This window comes from Polaribacter tangerinus, assembly GCF_038024095.1.
GTDB lineage: Bacteria > Bacteroidota > Bacteroidia > Flavobacteriales > Flavobacteriaceae > Polaribacter > Polaribacter tangerinus.
In genome coordinates this window covers 2,172,570-2,191,667 of the sequence record NZ_CP150668.1, presented here as the reverse complement: position 1 = coordinate 2,191,667, position 19,098 = coordinate 2,172,570, and the positions used below count along the sequence as shown (strand labels likewise).

The following is a 19,098-nucleotide window of genomic DNA, read 5'->3' as shown; positions in this document are numbered from 1 at the left end:
AAATTATACTTTCACAAAAGTTATTTCACAAGCTTTACATAATCTACGTTCTTGAATGTAATCAGTAATATCAGCATAACCTCCTGTCTTTTGCCATATATCTAATCCTCTGCCGAGAACTATCTTCCAACCATTATCCATTTCAATTGATCGGTCGTGGATATACTCATCAAACTCATAAGTAAAATTAATTCCCATTGATTCTAAAGAATAAGTCATCAAATCAAACTTCTCCTTTATTCCTTCTATATATTCTTCACTATTTGTGGTAACTATATGGAGATCTAATTCACTTAATGGGTCTTTTTTATCATTAATAAGACGAACAAATTCCATAAAGTTTCGAAGTTGATATGGTAGTCGAATATATGGATCTATGAGTTTTATCTTAGTTGCATCTAATAGATAAGATCCAAATAAATTATCATATGAAATTCCTGATTGATTATCTCTTATGATTTTTTGCCCTTCTGTAAGTAATTCTGATAAAGGTATTGGGTTAGTAGGATTTTCAACTATATCTTCTGTTTCGTGATCTATTTCTCTAACTTCTCGTAAGTCTTGTAACTCTCCATAATCGATTTCCTCAAGAGTTTTTACCTCGTAGCGATCTTCTAAACCCCTTATTGTGTAACTAAAATCAACTTCTTCAAAAGTTTCATCCATTTTTCTCAATTGATCCTTTACTCTTTTTCTACATTCAATTGAAAAGTCTAAAAGTTCTTTCATCTCTAGTACATCAGGGTTTCCGTCAGGATATAATACTTTAGATAGACCTGCATATGTTTTTGATATAGAAGTTTTATCTCTTGTTGTAATAGAATCTGAGAGTTGATAAAATTCATTAAAATCATTAGTTCTGTCCTCTTTCCTCAATTCTTTTAAAACTTCAGCCAAATAATCGACTATAAAACCATAATCTGAGGTAAACATATCGTTTCTGAGTTTTTGAACTTCCCAACCGGGTATATACGCATGCATACGGTCTAAAAATGCAGTATCGTAATAATCTTTTGGTAGAGCATCAAATAAATCACTGTGTTTCATCATATAAGGAACAGAATGATCTGTGTTTCCTACAAAAACCATAGATGCAGATGCACCATAAACCTCAGTTCCACGAGAGAATGATTTATTGGCCATATAGTTTTTCATGATATCAACAAGTCCTCTATCTGTTCTTTTAGTTTTTCCTGCAAATTCATCATATGCAACTACATCCCAATATCCAACCAGTCCAATTTCCCCTGAACTATTATTAACAAACAACTTTGCCTTTGATACTTCACCACCTGAAATCAAAATTCCATGGGGAGATAATTCTGAAAAAACATGGGATTTACCAGTTCCCTTGGGACCTAATTCAATAAGGTTGTAATTGTTTTCGACAAATGGAACAAGACGTGTAATTTGAAGCAGCTTTGATCTCTTGGTGAACTCATCAGGATTTAAACCCATTGTTTGAAGAAGTAAATCCAACCACTCATCCGTGGTGAATTTCTCCCTCATTGATTTGAATTCTTCGATGTCGATATTTGAGATTTGTATCGGTTTAATCTGTTCCACAACCCATGGTGTTGCCTTCTTCTCATCAGTTGATACATATCCCATGGTTAGGATACACCATACACCTCCTGATAACAATTTAGGATGTTCTTTTACAACTTCATCAGAAATTGGAATTTTACTCAATCCAATATTCGCAAAGAATGCTTCATATCTATCCTCACGATCATTGAGTCTAATAGATACTTTATCTATAATTCGATGCGAGCCTCTTTCCTTAATTGTTGATTTTACAATCTGTGCTTCATCTCTATGAACAAAATGATTGGTTATAATTCGTTTAACTGTATCAATACCTTCTTTGATGGTATTTTCATCGTCTGTAGCACAGTACTGCCCAAGAAGATACTCCAACACATAAGTTGGTACAATAGCGTTCCCTTTAACCAGTTTAGTTAAGTCCTTTCGAACTACTTTACCAGGGAAGTAATCATTAATTTTTTTATCTAATGGTTTCATAATTAAAAGTCGTCAAAGTCATTAGTAAATGAGATATTTAAAGAGAAGAAAAACTCCTTATATTTCTTCCATTTAGAGGTTCCGTTAACTGGTTCTTCCAATAGAAGTTTAACACGTTGATTCTTATATTTTCCGCTCGCTTTATAATTAAGGGTAAATTTTTTGCGAACCTCTCTTTGTCTTTCTGATCCTTCTGTAAAATCAAAATCATAATTAAATGAATCACTCAGAGATGTCCCATCCTCTGCAATAAGTTCTGCACGTATTGATCTGGATAATACAACCTCAGAAATCATTTCAGATTGAATGAAGGATACAACAAGTAGGTTAGAGGTGATTCGGTCAGTGGTTTGAATTATGTCCACTTCTACCTGTCGAGTTGTGTCTTCTCGTTTTTTAGAAACTGTTATCAATGGGATAGTTATTTCCTGAAGAGTAGATCCGCCATGTACAAAACGAGACCCAGCACTCTTTGCAAGCAACCTATTTATTGATTTAGGAATAAGAAAATCTACATCAGACTGTAGGCCCAAATCGTCACCTTTGAATGCCTTACAAGTTTCATCGGTTTTCAATTTACTGCCAATTACAAATCTCCTATTAGATTTCCATACATCTCCACTAATATTAGTTCTACTAAAATCACTCTCATCAATTTTATGGTGTTGGTAAATGAATCCGTGATCTGAAGTAATTAAAATTTTATTACCATTTACAGCAGCAATTTTCTTTATTAAGTCAATCAAATTTTCAAGTTCTTCATTTGCAGCGTCAAAAACTCTATCTTCTGAAGTTTTATCATCTCCTGTTTTATCAATTAAATTTGAGTAGATATATATTACATCATAGGATTTAGCAAATGATCTTCCTTCTGTAGAGGAATTCATCCTCATAAATTTTTCAGAATGAATTGCAGTAGCTCTACAACCAGAATTAGCCTTAAGAATCCTTGTTCTTCCATCCACCCCTAAAGAGGAGATACCATCAACCAATATTAAATCTGAACCTTGTTTGATTGTGATTTTATCTTTACGAGGAAGCAGTGAAGCCATCCCTAATTGAGTATATGATGGTAGTGAACCTATCATAGATTCTACAGATGCTTGGTAACGATTTTCATTTTGAATCATAGTTGCTAATTCCTCACCACACTCATAGCGCATCGCATCAGAGATCACTACAAAAACCTTTTGTTTTTTGTCGACTAAAGGTTTTACGTGAGTTTTAAAGAACAATTGTTGAGAATTAATTCCTTTAATTGGCCACTTCGTATTACTATCAATTATTTGTTGCCATGAATTATTAATAGTGAGTAACCAATCATTTGAATATACCTTCTCAATTTTTAGGTAAAGTTGATTTAAAACTCTGTTTTGGTTAGTCTCTCGATAGGACCAAATAAACTTTCGGTAAAGTTGATCAACTTTAAATAAAGTGGATTCATATTCTTTAATGCCCGATTCAATACTGATAAAGTCTTTCTGGGTATATTTCGGGACCAATTCTAATAATTGAGAAGCGTAGACAAGGCAATCGTAGTAAAATCTATAATCATTAAACCAAAAACTACTTTTTCGTTTTTTTACTTGAGAAAGAACAGTTTCAAACTTAATTCTTTGATTAACGACTTCCTCATTTAGACTTGAAACCACCTTCTTCTCAAGAAGTTCATAATGATCATCATTAAGAATTTTATCATAAGGAATTTTATCAAGTTTTTCCTGAATATCTAATGCTTCAGCAATTTGTTTAGACAAGATTCTGTAGGCATCTTTATAGGTGATTGAGTCCTTCCACTGAGATAATAAAACTCTTCCTTCTTTAGTGTGTCGAGATTCAACTCCAATTGATGAGGTAGAATGAAACACATCAATAATAAACTCAAGGATATTTAAATTGTCACCACTAAAGTGAAATGCCTTTTTAATTTGAGACCAGTAGAACTCTAATAAATCATATCTTTCTAAATCTCTATCAAACTTAGAGTTGTCATTGGCCAGTGCGTTCAGATGAGCCAACAAGAATGAATAGATATTCAATTGATCAGAACCGAAGACAACTGACAGCATCTTATATCTAATTTCTAAGTGCTCATCTCCTTTACCTAACAATTCCTTCAACTTTTCACGTCTCTCTTTTGCTGAAAAGAATTGAATATTTTCTGAAATCAATGACTTGTATGCATAGTCCAATTCTAATTCCTGAAGGTAAAGCGCCTCTTGATCTGTTTGGAAAACATGATATGCCAATTCCATATCTAATAACCAATTAGACTCATTAGATGGTTTTTCATAGGGGAAGTAAAAAAGAAATTTCTGATTTGAATCTTGATAAATAGAAACTTTGATTTCAAATGGATTTTTCTCTCCTTCTATTTTTTTAATACCTTCAATAGAAATGTTTTCATATTCTTCACGAAGCTCTTGCTTGGCATCATACCAAAACACAACTCTATGTTGATTAAATAATTTCGTTAAACTTTCTGTTATCTTACTCATCGTATTGTTGTGGTATCAATCCAATCAAATTTCTTAACCTTTTCTTTAGCCTTCTTATCATTGAGCCCTGCAACTGATGCTATGGCCTTTCCAAATTTATTATAGTTTACCAGTACACCATCATCTAAATCAATTGAGATACGTTCTGTGGCCAATGGATATAAAATTTCTCTTTCATACTCCTGCAACTCCAAAAGAACCAACTGAATTTTATCCTTTTCTTTGGACGCTTTGTTCTGCTCTGAAGGACTCCCAGAAACCATTAAATGATCTAAGGTTTCAATTCTTGTTTTTAGTTTTTCTCGGTATTCATTTAAGTATCCATTTAGAACTTGGTTTAACGTATCTGGAGTGTAACGGTGCATATACACCAATACGTTAAACGATCCTTTTGGAGAAGAGAACATCCAATAGATTGGTCTTTTCTTATATCTCTTTATATGATCTTTATAAAAGTCTTTTACAAAATATTTACGTATGTCTTTCCCTAAAGAATCTTCAATGAAAGAAAGGTTCTTTTCAAAATTTTGTTCTCCAAAACTTGCTTTCAAAAATGCATAGAACCTGCCCACAATATCATCTTCAAACCATTCATCATCTAATATTGGAATGATATTATCATCATCAGGAACAAAGGATAGTTCTAATTCTTGTTTCTCAACTTTTAATAGATAATCTTGAAGTGTTTCTCCTTGATTGGCAAGAACAAGTCCCTCTTTATCTAAGGAATACCTTCCGAACATACAACCAACGGCATAACTAATAAATTGAGAGAAAATCTCGTTTTGATCAAATACTAATTCACCATTAACAATAGATGTTTCTTCTTTTAGAATGGTTATATCCTTTAAAGGGACATCTGGTGTCAGTTCCTCTTGAAGGGCGTAGATTTCAATAAATTGACGATTGAGTTCTTCTTCATTTTTATGAATTTGGAAGAATTTTTGTTTCCAGTATTGTTGGTATAAATCGTAGGTTTCTTCGAGATCTTGAGATTTGTGTAAGATTAGCTCGTTTTGATTAAAGTCCCAAGAGGTTTCCCTCGAATTCCATTCTTTTTCTGAAATTCCAACACAACTATTTGTTAATACATTAACTGAATTTAAAATTCTATCCTCAATATTTTCAGCGTTACAGAAAGGAAGAGAATTTAAATTATTCGCTTGTATGTTAAAAGTAGGATTCAATATTTTCAATAAATAATTGGCAACTTTACCACTAAGGAAAGACGTTACAAGATTAAGATTTTTATCATCAGGAAATGCTGAGCTACCTCCAATATCAAATATGAATCCATTTTTCTTTTGTCGCACGCAAAAATTTCGAGAACTAATAAAAGACCAGGTGATGCCTTGTTTAAAATAAAAAGACTTACCCCTGAAGCTTGTCATACCATTACTTACTATTTCTTCTCCACCATTTTTCCAGTTTACTATTAAATCATTATTACCATACCATTTTCTATAATCACCCCCTTTATTATAGGGAAACCATTTTTTATCAACACTAATAGAAGTTTCAATGTCTCCAATATTAAAAGCAATATTTTCAAAAGATGATTCCTCCCATGATCTTGTAAATCGAATGTTATCTGAAGTCATCATGCCAATACGGGATTTTGAAATATTTTCTAAAGAGGGATGCCTCTCGAATGCCTCATAAATTTTTTCATTAACCCAATATCCTATTGGACTGCCAGGAATTTTCGAAAAGTCTTTTTGGTTGGTGTTGTAAGATACTGTTATGCCTTTAGCAGAAATGAGATTCTCTACAGACGACACCCCTTCTCCTTCACGATACTTATCATAATCAATCTTTACTGAAGTATCCTCTAATGATTTTAGAAAAATATCTCGAATATCTTCTGGATAAAGGTGTTGAAAGTTTCGTTTATGAAGTTTGAAGTATGATCCATTTGAATTAGAAACTCCATTTTTTACTATGAATGCTGTTGATCCCCAATCTACACCAAATATTCCACGTCCCATGTGAAGTAATGAGTCAATATGTTTCTCATTAACGAGAATATTCCTGAGTTTTTCAAAAGAAGAAAGGAATAACCATGATGGAAGGTTAATCATTCCTAAATAACCATTATTGTGAAGAGTGTTCCATCCAGACTCCATGAAACAAGTCATTAAATCAGACTTACTATTTGGATAATTGGATTTAACATAATTTCCCAAAATTTTATTCATCTTCCCACCTCCCATATAAGGCGGGTTGTCTACTACACAATGGTACTTTCTTGATAACAAGAGGAGATGTTCTAATGATAATTCCAACTCCTCTAATCGATACCTTAAAAACACATCAGAAGAAGATTTAGAATAAATCACTTTATCAATTACTTCTTTTATAGATGTAGCCTCTGAATGAGGACTTATAAGGGACCCTAAATTCGTTGCTTGTTGAATATTTTTAAGATCAAATAACATCTCATCTGTCAGTTTAACCTTAAGTTGTGTAAATGTCTCTTTGATCTCTTCCTCTGTAAGTTTAAGGTCTTTGTAACAAAGAATATTGGGTTTTAATTCTTTTCTAAAAACTCGTCTATTATATTCTCGAGCCTTCATTAGTAATGCAAATCCCGATAGTTGAGCAGCACGTTCATCAATCTCAAAACCAAATAAGTTTTTATTGATAATTAGTTGTGGTATTTCTGAGGTGTTATATCCTTCTTCCTCGTAAATCTTGGTCAATAACTCAAATCCATAAACTAAGATGTGTCCACTACCACAGGCTTGATCTAATAAAGTGATTTCTTCAACAGAATCTATCTTTAAAAAGTCATCATCCTTCTCAGTAGACTCAATATAATAAGGCATGTGGTCCTTTAATCTTGAGGTTGGGTTATTTAGTAACCACAATTTCCCAACGGTATTTTGAACCATGTATTCAACAATCCATCTTGGAGTGAATAACTGAGTAGCTGCAGGAATATCTTCTTTCTTAACCTTATCCTTTGAAGCGAACACTTCGTCTTTCTTCTCAGAAATATAAAACTGGTACAACCACCCTATAATCTCAACTTCTTCACAGTCCCCTTTAGACATCCCATTACGGATATCTTGAATGATTGAGAATTCAGAGGTTAGATCATCTGGTAGTAATAGTTCTGTAAAATCATCAATACGCTCAAAAAGAAACGGAAAGGTCTTATGCAGGTGATTACAAACACCTGTTAAAAGAAGTTTGTATACCTCATTTTGCGCATTAGAACTGGGTATACGTCCATCCAATAAATCTCCGATTTTTCTTCTATCCACTTGGATTTCATCATGAATATGACCTCTTTTAGCCTCATCCAAAATCTCAGGGGTAGTAAACCCTTCTAAGGTAGATACTACTCGAACACCAATAGGTTGATAGTCGTTAACATCCATAAATCGAAGCGCAACAAACCTGTTGAACCAAGTATAGGCTACCTTGTCAATCAACTGTTCTTTGGAGGTTTCTTTTAGCGCCTCTTTAAGTTTATTAATTGATGAACTCTTCTCACGAAGTTCAGCAGTATCTGAGGTTAAAACATAGTTGAGTTTAGCCGATACTTGATCGATTAATTTTCTTCTGGCCTCTTGAGCAAACTTTTTTAATTGGTTTGTATTCATTGATTAAAGTGAAATTCTACGGTTCTTACTTATTTGTTCTTTGTACTTTTCTCTTAAAGTTTCGATATAATCGTCTACATCCTCATTCGTTTTCAACTCTCGTTTGTCATAAGAAACATGAATTCCACTCGCTTTGATGTACTCGAATTGTTCAGCACCTTCTGATGTTAACCTCTGAAGCTTGGTGAGTTGTTGAGGTTCTATTCTGTTTTGAACATTTTGAGTGATATTTTTGATGTTTGAAATAAAACGTTCATCTTTTAATTCTTTTGTAGCTTCATTAAAAGGACATAAAATCTCTTCTTTTTGAGAGTCACTCAATTTTGAAAACTCATCTTTTTTCTTAAAATGCGTCACAATTGAATTCACTTTTTCAATGGCAGACTCCTTTTCTTCTTTAATTTTAGAAAGGATCTTACTCTTAAGACTATCCATTGTTCCCTTTGCATCTCGAATCAATGTTCCTAAGAAAGGTTTCTCACTTACTAACACACTCCTTAATTGGTCCATTTCATTACCCTGAACAAAAGACAGGTTTGTGGTATCACTATTTACAATTTGACGAATTTCATCATAGATTTTTCTTTGATCTCCGTTAATGAATTTTCTTATCGGATCCAATAGGTCTTCTTTGGCATCCAACAATAAATCTTCGTATTCAGGTCTACTTAACAAGAAATAACTATAATCCTTCCCAGCCCATAGTTTAAGTTTATCTTGAATAGATTCTAATAAATTCAAAAAAGGATAATTATTAGAATTTTGAACAAGACCATTTACTTCCTGAAGTACAGCAGAGAGTTTTTCTTTAAAACCTATTGCAATATCTTTTGCTTCTTGATGAGGACAAGATTCGTCAAATGCCTCTGAATAGAGAGACTTTAGTTCTCTAACAAGTTTTGGGTCTACATCTTTTTGCACCTCAATCAAGGTATTGCCATAATTTGAACTCACAAGAAGTGCATTAACCACCTGTTGATCTTCCAAGAGATTAGAATCTTGTTTCATTTCAATTTTACCCCGTTTGTATAAGCGAGCAATCATAGACCACACCGCATTTGGATACCATCCAAAAGGTTTTAGTCCAAAATGATTTTTTAAATCATTTAATGAAGTTCTATCCGATTGTCCTTTTCTTCTATTAATTAAAATTAGAATTTCATTTTCAGCCTCTGAAATAGTTGTATCATCAGCACCAAAAAGATCATCTTGAGTAGACAGTACAATTCTTCTAATTGTGTCTTCAGTGTATTGATGATTACCCAACATCTTTAGATTTGGATACACTGTTTTTACAAGAATTTGAAAGGCTTTAATCACTTTGGTTTTACCGTCAGAAGTGGCGCCTAATTCTTGAGAAGTACCATTAATGAATACATCAGATTTTGACAACAAATTATTTGCCATTTTTACCAGATTTGATTTGCGTTCGTTGTTCTGGACCGCTTTATCATGTAGTATTCTTTTTCTTTCTGTTTTTAATGATGTAGATTGATTTTGCTTGATGTACTTATTGGTTCTGATGTACATCTTAGCATCTTTGATAAATACCCCATCTTCGGGCATGCGAAGACGCATCATAGAAAGTCCCATTGTTTGAGTAGCCATTTCGTTTATTTCATCATAGTAATGATAGTTGGGAGTGATAATTTCAATCCCCAATTCTTCTTCTCTTCCAAGAGCAGCTCCATCAATTTTACTGGTAAACTTATAGTCTTGTTTGTTTTCATCAAACTTGATTTTATTGTCGCGGATGATTTCATCAAACAAAATTTCTTTTAGCAGTTGATTTACTGCTTGGTCGTCTGCATCTACTTCTTTGATTTCTTGCTCTACGTCTTTCTCATCATCTGTCAAAAATTCATATAAGTCACCATTTCTTTGGATGTAGCTCTGATTCTCAAGTAGGTTGAGTGATTCATCTATTTTTTTATCATGTTCTTTCAGATCAACAGAATAACTATCAATTAATAAAACAGAAACATTTCTTTTTGTAGTCTTGAAACTATTATAGTACTTAACTAAGAACAATGTCTTAAGAACTTGTATAGCAAAAGAATTATCTAAGTTATTCTCTGCAACTAAAATCGAAGATTGAATTTCTCCTTTAAGTTCATTTCGAATCCCCTCAAACATTTGATCAAAACTTACAAGTTCAGTTAACCCTGACGTTCCTAACTTTTGAGTGACCTGTTGAAATACTCCAAGCATAGACCTTTCACCAACAGATGAGTGCTTCCCTTGAAATGCATTGTGCGTAGATAATGCTCTTCTACATTGCTGAAATAAATCAAATTGATATGGAAGAAAAGGGAACTTGTTTACGAAATCACCATCATCTTTGTAACCCTTAAATTGAACACCTGCGTCAGAGAATGAGTATATAGTTCTTAGATGATCTCTCTCCTTTGTATATACTTTTTTCAATTGAGATTGCGCATCTTCATTCTTCTTTAAAAGTCTTTTTTCTATCACTTCGTCTACGTTAGCCGATGTGAGTGGAATTTTGATTTTAAAGCGTGCCTGTATTCTTGAAAAGTCATTTTGTTGTGATTTATTCATATCCCCTACAATGGCCTCCATATCTTCTTGAGAGGTCACCAAAATCCAAGAATTTCCTTTTGTTTTGGTAGCAAGAGATTCTGCAATGGTTTGGAGATTTAACATCAATTTGGTGTTGTCACTGATGTATTGTCCAACTTCGTCAACAAAGAAATTCAGTCTAAAACCTTTTTCTTGTTTGGATATGTATTGTTGAACTCTATTACAAAAATCTTCAATAGATTGCTTGTGGTTTTCTTCAAGTTTATCCAAAACATCTATGTAATCCTCAGGTCCAACGTTTTTCAGTTCCCCCAAAACTGCACTAAGATCCTGTTGAAGTTTTATGTCAAAATAATTTTTACGAACATCTTCCCATTGATTTCCATTTTTTGTTTTGAATTTTTCTTTAAAATCTTTTAAAATACCCTCTTCATCTAACCACATTTCAAATTCGGCAACATGAGGAATGAACCCATAGTGTCCTAAATGATCATAGAATACTTTATAAAATACTTCAAGAATTGCATTAGCATCTTCTTTGCTTGTGATTTGAGCCTGTTGGTCAATGTTAAAAAGTACAGACTCTGAAGGGACTTTACACGCTGCAAGGACATCTCCCTTTAGCATTTCATCATTTTCAATTTTCTCGGCAAATAAATCTCCGCTTGAATACCCATCAAACTCTTTATTTTCCAAAACATAAGATAATATTTTTAGTAGGTGAGATTTACCACTACCAAAGAACCCCGATATCCAAACACCGTTGGCGCCTGCATATGAGTTATATGCAGAAAAGAATTCTCTAATTTTTTTAGAAATTTCGTTGGTGATTACATATTCAGCAACTTCGTCTGAGATATGATCTCTGTCATCAGCTTTGATGACCGTTTCAATATTTCTATTGATATTTTTTTGAAAGATGGAGTTTATTTTCATGCTTCTATTTTTTCAATGTTGAATGCTCTATAGTAATTGTCGTCTTTAAGTAAGCCAAATAGATTTAGTGTATGACCGTTGTAATCACCTGGAAAAAATGCAACTGTAGGAGATTCTTTGGCAACAGATTGTAAATTATTTAAAATGTTGTGAGATCTTATAAAGGGAAATACAAGACCAATTCCAGTCAAAAAATATACTTTTGAATTGGAAGAATCTATTATTTCTTTAATTTTTGGAACCAATACCTCATGAATATTAAGAGATGATTGAAGTGCACGAAGAAACTTTTGAGAACCCTTTTTACGCTCTACCATATACATTCTCTCTAAACCTCCTGAGGATTCTAATAATTCACAGATAAGATCAAATAGATTGATTTCTAATACTTCGATACCGTGGTTACTTAATTTGTTTTTAAGAAGTCCTATTGATTCACGAATTTGAATTTCTTGTTTTGCATTATATGGGGAAATAAAAAAAGGAATTTCACCACCAAGTGACTCTTTATTGAGAAATCCTTTTTTTGAGATTACCTTGAATAAGTGATCAAATTTTCTACTTATATTTTCCATATTAATTCAATTCGTTTTGGATATCCATATCGGATAAAAGAAAGACTTTCAACCATTCTGGATTATCTTCAATAATAGACTTTTTGGTTGATGCTCCTAATATCTGTAGTTGTATTTCTTTATTCCTAACATTATCTATGATGCCCGCCTGTTCTAAAATTTTAAAAATAACTTGTTTTACTTTTGCTTGAGTCTGATCGGTTAGATTTGCCAATTCATCATGATTAATTTCTTTTCTTCTAATAAATGAAATGTAGTCTGTTTCAGTTAGATTATAATCCATTATTAAGAATTTTTCACGAACCACCTCTATCACAAAATCTCTAAGCAAACTATAGGTTTTACAAGCCGATAGAAAGGCAAGTTGTTTTTGGTTAGAAAAATTAGAGTTCAACAACAATTCCTGCTGATTTACTGTCAAATTATCAATTCTTTTCTTGAACTCAGAAACCATCCTTTTATTTGTAGTTCCCTTATCTGAGTTAAATTCCATAACCCCCTCATTCAGATACTTTGTGGCAAATAGAACCATATCGTTAACCCTCAAAGACGATGCGGTAAAGGAAAACTCATATTTTAAATTAGATTCTATCATTGAGTGAATTCATTAATTGAAACATCTAAAATATCACTCAATTTTTCGAGATTTTTTTTAGAGGGTGAAGTTTTTCCGGTTACCCAATTTGAAAGCGTAACCTCAGAAACTCCCATTTTTGAAGCTAAAAATTTCTGTTTAATTCCTTTAGATTTGAATACTTCTTTTAGCATTATACTTTTAATAAAAATTAAAGTTTTACTTCCGAAAGATATAAATTATTATCTTTATGACCAATTAGAATATGATTTATGTGTGATTTCAATGGACCATTCCGATTATGTACCTGTAGTTCTGATATAGACTACACAAAACCACATTGGATACTACGAATGAATAGTACTAATGATAGTGAGGAGACAATGGTGAGAATTGGTATGATGATGCCACTAAATCTAATCAATAAGATTGAAAGAAGAAAGATTCTAAGGAGACTCAATACAGTTAATGTCTTTGACTTTGAATATGCACCATCTGAGAATGATCAATTGGAATTGAATTATGGAGAAGATGATGGATATACATTCAATTTTAAAAAAGGGAAGTGGACTTTGGAAGAGTGGTATGGCGAATATTCAGAATTTGAATATAAAAATCAGAAAGAAGGGTTAATTGAGTCCGAAAATTCGAAACTTAAGGAAGTCTACAAACGGTACCTTAATGTTCTTGAGGGAGGAGAAATGGATATAGTTCAGTGCGGGTGGACTGACTATAGAATGTCTGAAAAGAAATTGATAGAATTATTGGAGAAAAGAATTAGAGGTGAAAAAATAGAATTACCCGAAGGATATTAGTCTTGGAATTAAAAAAATAATATGATGAAAAAATTACATACACTTGAAAAAGTAAACTTGAGAGAAATATGGAAACATGAAGCTCATAATTTTACACAATGGTTAGCATTAGAAGATAATATTAGTCTTCTATTGGACGAAATTGGTGTAACAGCAGAAAATATAGTTACAGAGGATAGTGCGGGCAAGTTCAATGTTGACATCACAGCTGATGAAGTAGGAACTGGAAAGAAAATAGTTATCGAAAATCAACTTGAGAAAACTGATCACTCTCATTTAGGTCAATTATTAACTTATGCATCCAGTTTTGATGCATGTATTATTGTTTGGGTAGTTGCAGAGGTTCGTGAGGAGCATAAACGTGCAATCGAATGGTTTAACGAGCATATGCGTGAGGAGATTTCCTTTTTTCTTGTTCGAACTGAAGTATATCGAATAGGAAACTCTGAACCAGCTGTTAAATTTAATGTCGTTGTTGAGCCCAATACGTGGTCTAAGATTCTGAGAATGAAAGGGACAACAGATAAAAGGGTTACAGAAACCATGATTAATCACTTGAATTTTTGGGAAGGATTCAAGGACTATTCATCGAAAACTAATACCAAACTCAGAATAACAAGAACTCCAAGATCGCAGCATTGGTACGATATATCTATTGGAAAAAGTGGGGTAAATCTATCATTAACAAGAAATACAAGAGACAAAAATGTAGGCGCTGAAATTTGGATAGGGGATAGTCAAAATATTTATAATAAATTGTTTGAGAATAAGGATTTATTTGAATCTACAATGGGAATTGATGTTCAATGGAATGAACTCGAAAACAAGAAAGCATCAAGGATTAGGTGTATTTATCACTGCAATCCTGATGACACTAGCAGGCATGATGAGTATTATCAATGGTTAATTGATACCAGTGAAAAACTACAAAATTCATTTAAGAAGATTATTAATTAAAGATTTACTGGGGCCTATTTTCCCTAGATCTAATTTCTAAAAGACTCCTTTGATCTCTTTCCTCTCTGAGTTTATTCATTAATGACTTAACTTGACTCTCTGTTAAGATCACAACTTTTTTCTTTGATTTCATATCAATTGTTTAACTATAAATAGTCCTTCAAAGTGCGAAGTTGCGCTGTAAAATTGATTAATAGGGTTGGAAAAATCAAAAAAATGGTTTAATCATTCATTATAAGAGTCACCAAATTATGAGTGTCTATTAAATCTCTTGGAGTAAAAATAATGTTCGATATTTCATAAGAGTTATCTACTATAACAATAAAACGGTTATACTATTATAAAGTGTAACCGTTTTTTTATTTTTACAGCATGTTAAAAAATATTATTTACATCTTTTCCCTGCTTTTGTTAGCCTCATGTACCAAATCAACAAACACTTCTTCTATCAAGGTTGTTGGTGAAATGAGAGATGTGATGTGGAAAGGAGATTTGAAAGGTAAGATTGCAACAGATTCATTAAATAACAAAGAAACCTATGGAATAGGACCTATTGAGTTTTTGAAAGGAGAAATAGTATTGTTTGAAGGACAAACATTTGTATCGAAGGTTATTGACAGTGTTTCTCATCAGGTAACTAAAATCCCCTCAGTCAGGGCTCCCTTTTTTGTATACAGCACAAATAGTGATTTAAAAGTTGTTGAACTTACTCTTGATAATTACTCGCTAAAAGAAATAGAAGAACACATTGATTCAGTTTATAAAAATTATGACCAACCAATATTAATACGTATCGATGGTTTATTTGATAACATAAAAGTTCACAGTGTGAATCTTCCAGAGGGTAAGAAAGTATCATCGCCAGAAGAAGCGCACCAAGGATTGACTCAATATGATTTCAAAAATATTAGTGGATCTTTGATAGGCTTTTTTTCTCGAAATCATAAGGCCGTTTTTACGCACGACGACAGTTTCTTTCATGCACACTTTATTTCCGATGATCTTGAAGTGTTAGGTCATATCGATGAAACCGATTTTAACTCTTCAAAAGTAACCATGAAAGTTTCAAAGTAATTTTATCTTGGGTGAAGAGGAGTTAAAATTCAAACACCTGAACCTTTCATAACAAGAGTCATCAAATTATGAGTATCAATTAAATCTCTTGTTGTAAAACTAATGTTCGATATTTCCAATGAGTTATCTACTACAAGAGTAATCAGAAATGGTTACTCTTTTTTTTGCTTTAAACTCAAGTATAAAAGGGGTTTAAGGCAAATTTAACAACATTAAAAGCACTATAAATAGTTAATTATTTACAATACCTTGTTTTTTCAATAAAGCATTTGTTCTAGCTGGAGTTTGAATTTTTGCAGTTAATTCTCCTCGTTTTTTTCTAGTTTAAACTTTATTAAATAAACTATTCGTAATTTTAATTAAAAAAGGATAAAGTTTACACACAATTTTTTTTTATTTTAATTATAAATTTTATTTTTATAAAATATTTTTAAAAAAATATTAATGAATAAAGAATTTATGTTTACAAATTTATCTCATTACTACATGAGAATTTTTAAATACTTAATATTTATAACTTTTACAGTTCTATTTTCTTGTAATAAAACTCCTGAGAATAAAGTAACCGATAACTCTTTAATTTTAAGCACATTAGACATTAAACCTCCTAAAGAAATTACTGAAAATGACTTCTGGGTAAAGGTTGAAAACATGGATTGCTATTTCTTAACAAATCGATATATAGCTCCCTACAAATGGACAGGGGGTTGTAATAATTTTAAAATTAACGGGGAAGGGGTTTTAACCGCTGAAGGCCATTATACATTAAGAGGAACAGCAAAAGATGGAATAATTGAAGGTTTTGGTGAAGTAGAGGTTAACTCTAAAATTTTGGGAGAGTATAATTATAAGGGGAATTTTCAAGGAAACTGGATATTTGGAGAGGGAGAAATAACCAAATCAAATGGAGAAAAACTAAATGGCCAAATTGATGGAGGTGATCTTGTTATCGGTCTGTTAACCAAAGTTAATGGCGACTCAATATATTATGTAAAAAGTGAGAGTGTTTCCAAACAGTATTACTTGAAATATCAAAATAAGATAAATCAGTTCAAATGGCCAGAATTAAATACCCCTTTAGTTTATTACTATGACTCTGAATGGAATTTAACGAAAAAAAAAGATGCAAAATATTATAGGTTAATTGAAATGACCAGTAAATATAAATCTAAGAATAATTATGTCCAAGATTATTACATTGACGGGACGAAGCAAAACCTATTTTATGCAGATTATATAGATCTTTCAAACGATATAATGACTCATTACCAAGGCAGTAATAAAACATTTAACAAAAAAGGTCAGTTAACTGTAGATGCTAATTATATCAATGATTTAGTGATTTGGAGGAAAACAAACGACAATAAAAATTATGAAATAGACGTAGAAGGAAATCAGAAATGGGTAGCTTTTCAAAATGGAAACAAGATTGTTACCGAGTCAAAGGCTATAAGTAATATTCGCACAAGGTTTGAGTATGACAATAATGGTCGTTTGATGGAAAAGGGAGATTTTAAGATAGATAGTGAAAATTATTTATTGCCAATTTCATATGTAGACAAATACAAAACTGATGGTATTATTGAAAGAACCCATCATATTAATTTTGAACATTTAAATTGGCCAAAAGACTCTGAAGATTTTAAAGTCTATGACAAAATTAAACTTGGGGTTAAAATTAATAACTTAACAACAAACTATGATATTAACTTCAGACATGTCTGGCCGTTTGACATTAATCTAAATAATGATTTAATAATTAATTACCGGGCTAAGGAAAGTCATGACAATCGAATAATTCTTAATTGGGGCCAAGATAAAAATACAAATACAGAATTTATTTTTAATGAAGGGTCGTATAAATTAGAAAGAAGATTTGAAGGTGTCAATATCTATGAAACAAAATGGGTAAAACATTCATCTTTGAAACGAAGTGGATTTAATGACTATAAAGTAATTAAGCTTTCTGATAAGATTTTATTGAGTATAAATGGAGAAAAAGTACGAACTTTTGACAATTTCAGTGTTGATAGTAAATACATTGGATTTTCATCCTGGGGAGACAAGACAACTATAAAATATTTTGAAGTAAAAGAATTCATCAAAAATCAAGACCAATCAACCCAATCTGAACCTAATGATTTAGGTGAGGGTAATGAAACTTGGAAAGGTTCTGGTTCTGGATTTATACTATCAAGCGATGGATATATTGTAACTAACCATCACGTAATAGATAAGTCAAAATCAATTGAGGTTACTATTACAAATGATGAAGGCATAAAAGACTATTCTGCTGAGTTAATCAAAAGTGACGAGTCAATTGATCTTGCGATTTTAAAGATTAATGATAAAAAATTTCTGTCAAATGTTAAAATAGCAAACGGAATAAGAAGGTCTGGAGTTAGGGCTGGTGAAGAAGTATTTGCATTAGGATATCCGCTTACTTTTATTATGGGTGAAGAAGTAAAGTTCACTGATGGTCGTATAAGTTCATTAACAGGTTTCCAGGGAGATATTAAGTCTTTTCAAACTACAATACCAATTCAGCCAGGTAATAGCGGTGGTCCAATGATAGATCACCAAGGTAATCTTTTAGGTATAACTACATCAGTCTTAAATAAAAAAGTGGCTGAAAATGTTTCTTATTCTATAAAAATATCCAATATGTTAGACTTGATTGAGGTTCTGCCATTTGATATTCAATTACCAGGAGAGGTTAATAGTCGAGATGATTTACCAGAATTGGTAGACCGATTAGCTAAGCAAACAGTTTTTATCAAAGTTAAGTAACCATTAATTTATTATTAATCATAATCTTACTTAAGTTTTACTATGATTAACAAAGTGCTTCGATAGTTACAATAAAACAAAAAAGCCATTAAAAAATTACTTAAATAAATCAAAACCCTAAAAGCTTTTTTAAATTAAATTTGTTAAAAACGTTACTAGAATTTAAATAAAAATGAAAAAAAAATTAACTATTTTATTATTAATAATTATGTATGTTCCATTATCAGCCCAGACATACAAAATTGAACAAGAAATTGATATTAATGGTGCGTTAGAAATTACAAATATGAACTCATTATATAATCAAATAGGTGTTCACTACATTGGTAATGGTTATTATGTTTCTACATCAGGGGCTACTTATGGTCGTTTTAACCCTCGAATTAGTGCATTACATCAAGCGGAAGATTATATTAATAGTATTAATTCGGATAATTTATCTATTAATTTTAGCAGTATGATAAAGACTGGCAGTAATTCAATTGCTGGTAACTATATTTATGTTGGGGAAAAAAAGTTTTTTAAATATGTATTTCGTTTATTAATTGATGGCTACAATATTTCCTTCCCTTATTTAAGTCGAACTGAGGCTATTTCAAGGGCTAAGGAAAATAAAGAATTACTAGAGTTAGGATTAATAAACAAAAAAAAATATGACTATGATTTATTTTTCATAAAAAAAATACTGAATCAATAAAA

Annotated in this window: 12 protein-coding genes; 5 read left to right on the top strand and 7 right to left on the bottom strand. The window is 31.8% G+C overall.

Going from position 1 to position 19,098, the window contains the following annotated elements:
- Window positions 1-3 precede the first annotated feature (3 nt).
- The 7 genes from brxL to WHD54_RS09485 are packed head-to-tail and all read right to left on the bottom strand — an operon-like array spanning window position 4 to window position 12,957.
- On the bottom strand, window positions 4-2,025 hold the full coding sequence (gene brxL / locus WHD54_RS09515; RefSeq protein WP_088323649.1) for a BREX system Lon protease-like protein BrxL: 2,022 nt from the start codon (window positions 2,023-2,025) through the stop codon (window positions 4-6).
- A gap of 2 nt (window positions 2,026-2,027) precedes the next feature.
- Window positions 2,028-4,523, bottom strand: coding sequence for a BREX-1 system phosphatase PglZ type A (pglZ, locus tag WHD54_RS09510; protein WP_088323650.1), 2,496 nt, complete (start codon window positions 4,521-4,523; stop codon window positions 2,028-2,030).
- Window positions 4,520-8,134: a BREX-1 system adenine-specific DNA-methyltransferase PglX gene (pglX, locus tag WHD54_RS09505; protein WP_088323651.1), complete on the bottom strand. Its 3,615-nt coding sequence runs from the start codon at window positions 8,132-8,134 to the stop codon at window positions 4,520-4,522. The genes pglZ and pglX overlap by 4 nt, the downstream gene beginning before the upstream one ends.
- Before the next feature lie 3 nt (window positions 8,135-8,137).
- The gene (gene brxC / locus WHD54_RS09500) at window positions 8,138-11,614 is read right to left on the bottom strand and encodes a BREX system P-loop protein BrxC (protein WP_088323652.1); all 3,477 of its coding nucleotides are present in this window, start codon (window positions 11,612-11,614) and stop codon (window positions 8,138-8,140) included.
- Window positions 11,611-12,189 (bottom strand): DUF1788 domain-containing protein, encoded by a 579-nt coding sequence (locus tag WHD54_RS09495; protein WP_088323653.1) that lies wholly within the window; start codon window positions 12,187-12,189, stop codon window positions 11,611-11,613. Before WHD54_RS09495 ends, brxC begins: the two co-directional genes overlap by 4 nt.
- A 1-nt stretch (window position 12,190) precedes the next feature.
- Complete coding sequence (locus tag WHD54_RS09490; RefSeq protein WP_088323654.1) at window positions 12,191-12,784, bottom strand: DUF1819 family protein; 594 nt, start codon at window positions 12,782-12,784, stop codon at window positions 12,191-12,193.
- A complete protein-coding gene (locus WHD54_RS09485) occupies window positions 12,781-12,957 on the bottom strand; it encodes a helix-turn-helix domain-containing protein (RefSeq protein ID WP_088323655.1) in 177 nt (58 codons plus the stop codon). Before WHD54_RS09485 ends, WHD54_RS09490 begins: the two co-directional genes overlap by 4 nt.
- Before the next feature lie 159 nt (window positions 12,958-13,116).
- Between WHD54_RS09485 and WHD54_RS09480 the strand changes: the two genes are divergently transcribed.
- From WHD54_RS09480 to WHD54_RS09460, 5 genes are all read left to right on the top strand, one after another.
- On the top strand, window positions 13,117-13,578 hold the full coding sequence (locus WHD54_RS09480; RefSeq protein ID WP_143744248.1) for a hypothetical protein: 462 nt from the start codon (window positions 13,117-13,119) through the stop codon (window positions 13,576-13,578).
- 21 nt (window positions 13,579-13,599) lie between these two features.
- Window positions 13,600-14,535, top strand: a complete 936-nt coding sequence (locus WHD54_RS09475; RefSeq protein ID WP_088323657.1) for a DUF4268 domain-containing protein — start codon at window positions 13,600-13,602, stop codon at window positions 14,533-14,535.
- A gap of 372 nt (window positions 14,536-14,907) precedes the next feature.
- Entirely contained in the window at window positions 14,908-15,609 is a 702-nt protein-coding gene (locus tag WHD54_RS09470; RefSeq protein ID WP_088323658.1) for an acetolactate decarboxylase, read from the top strand.
- 444 nt (window positions 15,610-16,053) lie between these two features.
- The gene (locus WHD54_RS09465) at window positions 16,054-18,399 is read left to right on the top strand and encodes a trypsin-like peptidase domain-containing protein (RefSeq protein ID WP_088323659.1); all 2,346 of its coding nucleotides are present in this window, start codon (window positions 16,054-16,056) and stop codon (window positions 18,397-18,399) included.
- 172 nt (window positions 18,400-18,571) lie between these two features.
- On the top strand, window positions 18,572-19,096 hold the full coding sequence (locus WHD54_RS09460; protein WP_088323660.1) for a hypothetical protein: 525 nt from the start codon (window positions 18,572-18,574) through the stop codon (window positions 19,094-19,096).
- Window positions 19,097-19,098: the final 2 nt, after the last annotated feature.

Coding starts and splice junctions, on each gene's coding strand:
- WHD54_RS09480 (WP_143744248.1), top strand. CDS start 13,117: ATGAATAGTACTAATGATAGTGAGGAGACAATGGTGAGAATTGGTATG.
- WHD54_RS09470 (WP_088323658.1), top strand. CDS start 14,908: ATGTTAAAAAATATTATTTACATCTTTTCCCTGCTTTTGTTAGCCTCA.
- brxC (WP_088323652.1), bottom strand. CDS start 11,614: ATGAAAATAAACTCCATCTTTCAAAAAAATATCAATAGAAATATTGAA.
- WHD54_RS09475 (WP_088323657.1), top strand. CDS start 13,600: ATGATGAAAAAATTACATACACTTGAAAAAGTAAACTTGAGAGAAATA.
- pglX (WP_088323651.1), bottom strand. CDS start 8,134: ATGAATACAAACCAATTAAAAAAGTTTGCTCAAGAGGCCAGAAGAAAA.
- WHD54_RS09495 (WP_088323653.1), bottom strand. CDS start 12,189: ATGGAAAATATAAGTAGAAAATTTGATCACTTATTCAAGGTAATCTCA.
- brxL (WP_088323649.1), bottom strand. CDS start 2,025: ATGAAACCATTAGATAAAAAAATTAATGATTACTTCCCTGGTAAAGTA.
- WHD54_RS09465 (WP_088323659.1), top strand. CDS start 16,054: ATGAATAAAGAATTTATGTTTACAAATTTATCTCATTACTACATGAGA.
- WHD54_RS09490 (WP_088323654.1), bottom strand. CDS start 12,784: ATGATAGAATCTAATTTAAAATATGAGTTTTCCTTTACCGCATCGTCT.
- WHD54_RS09485 (WP_088323655.1), bottom strand. CDS start 12,957: ATGCTAAAAGAAGTATTCAAATCTAAAGGAATTAAACAGAAATTTTTA.
- pglZ (WP_088323650.1), bottom strand. CDS start 4,523: ATGAGTAAGATAACAGAAAGTTTAACGAAATTATTTAATCAACATAGA.
- WHD54_RS09460 (WP_088323660.1), top strand. CDS start 18,572: ATGAAAAAAAAATTAACTATTTTATTATTAATAATTATGTATGTTCCA.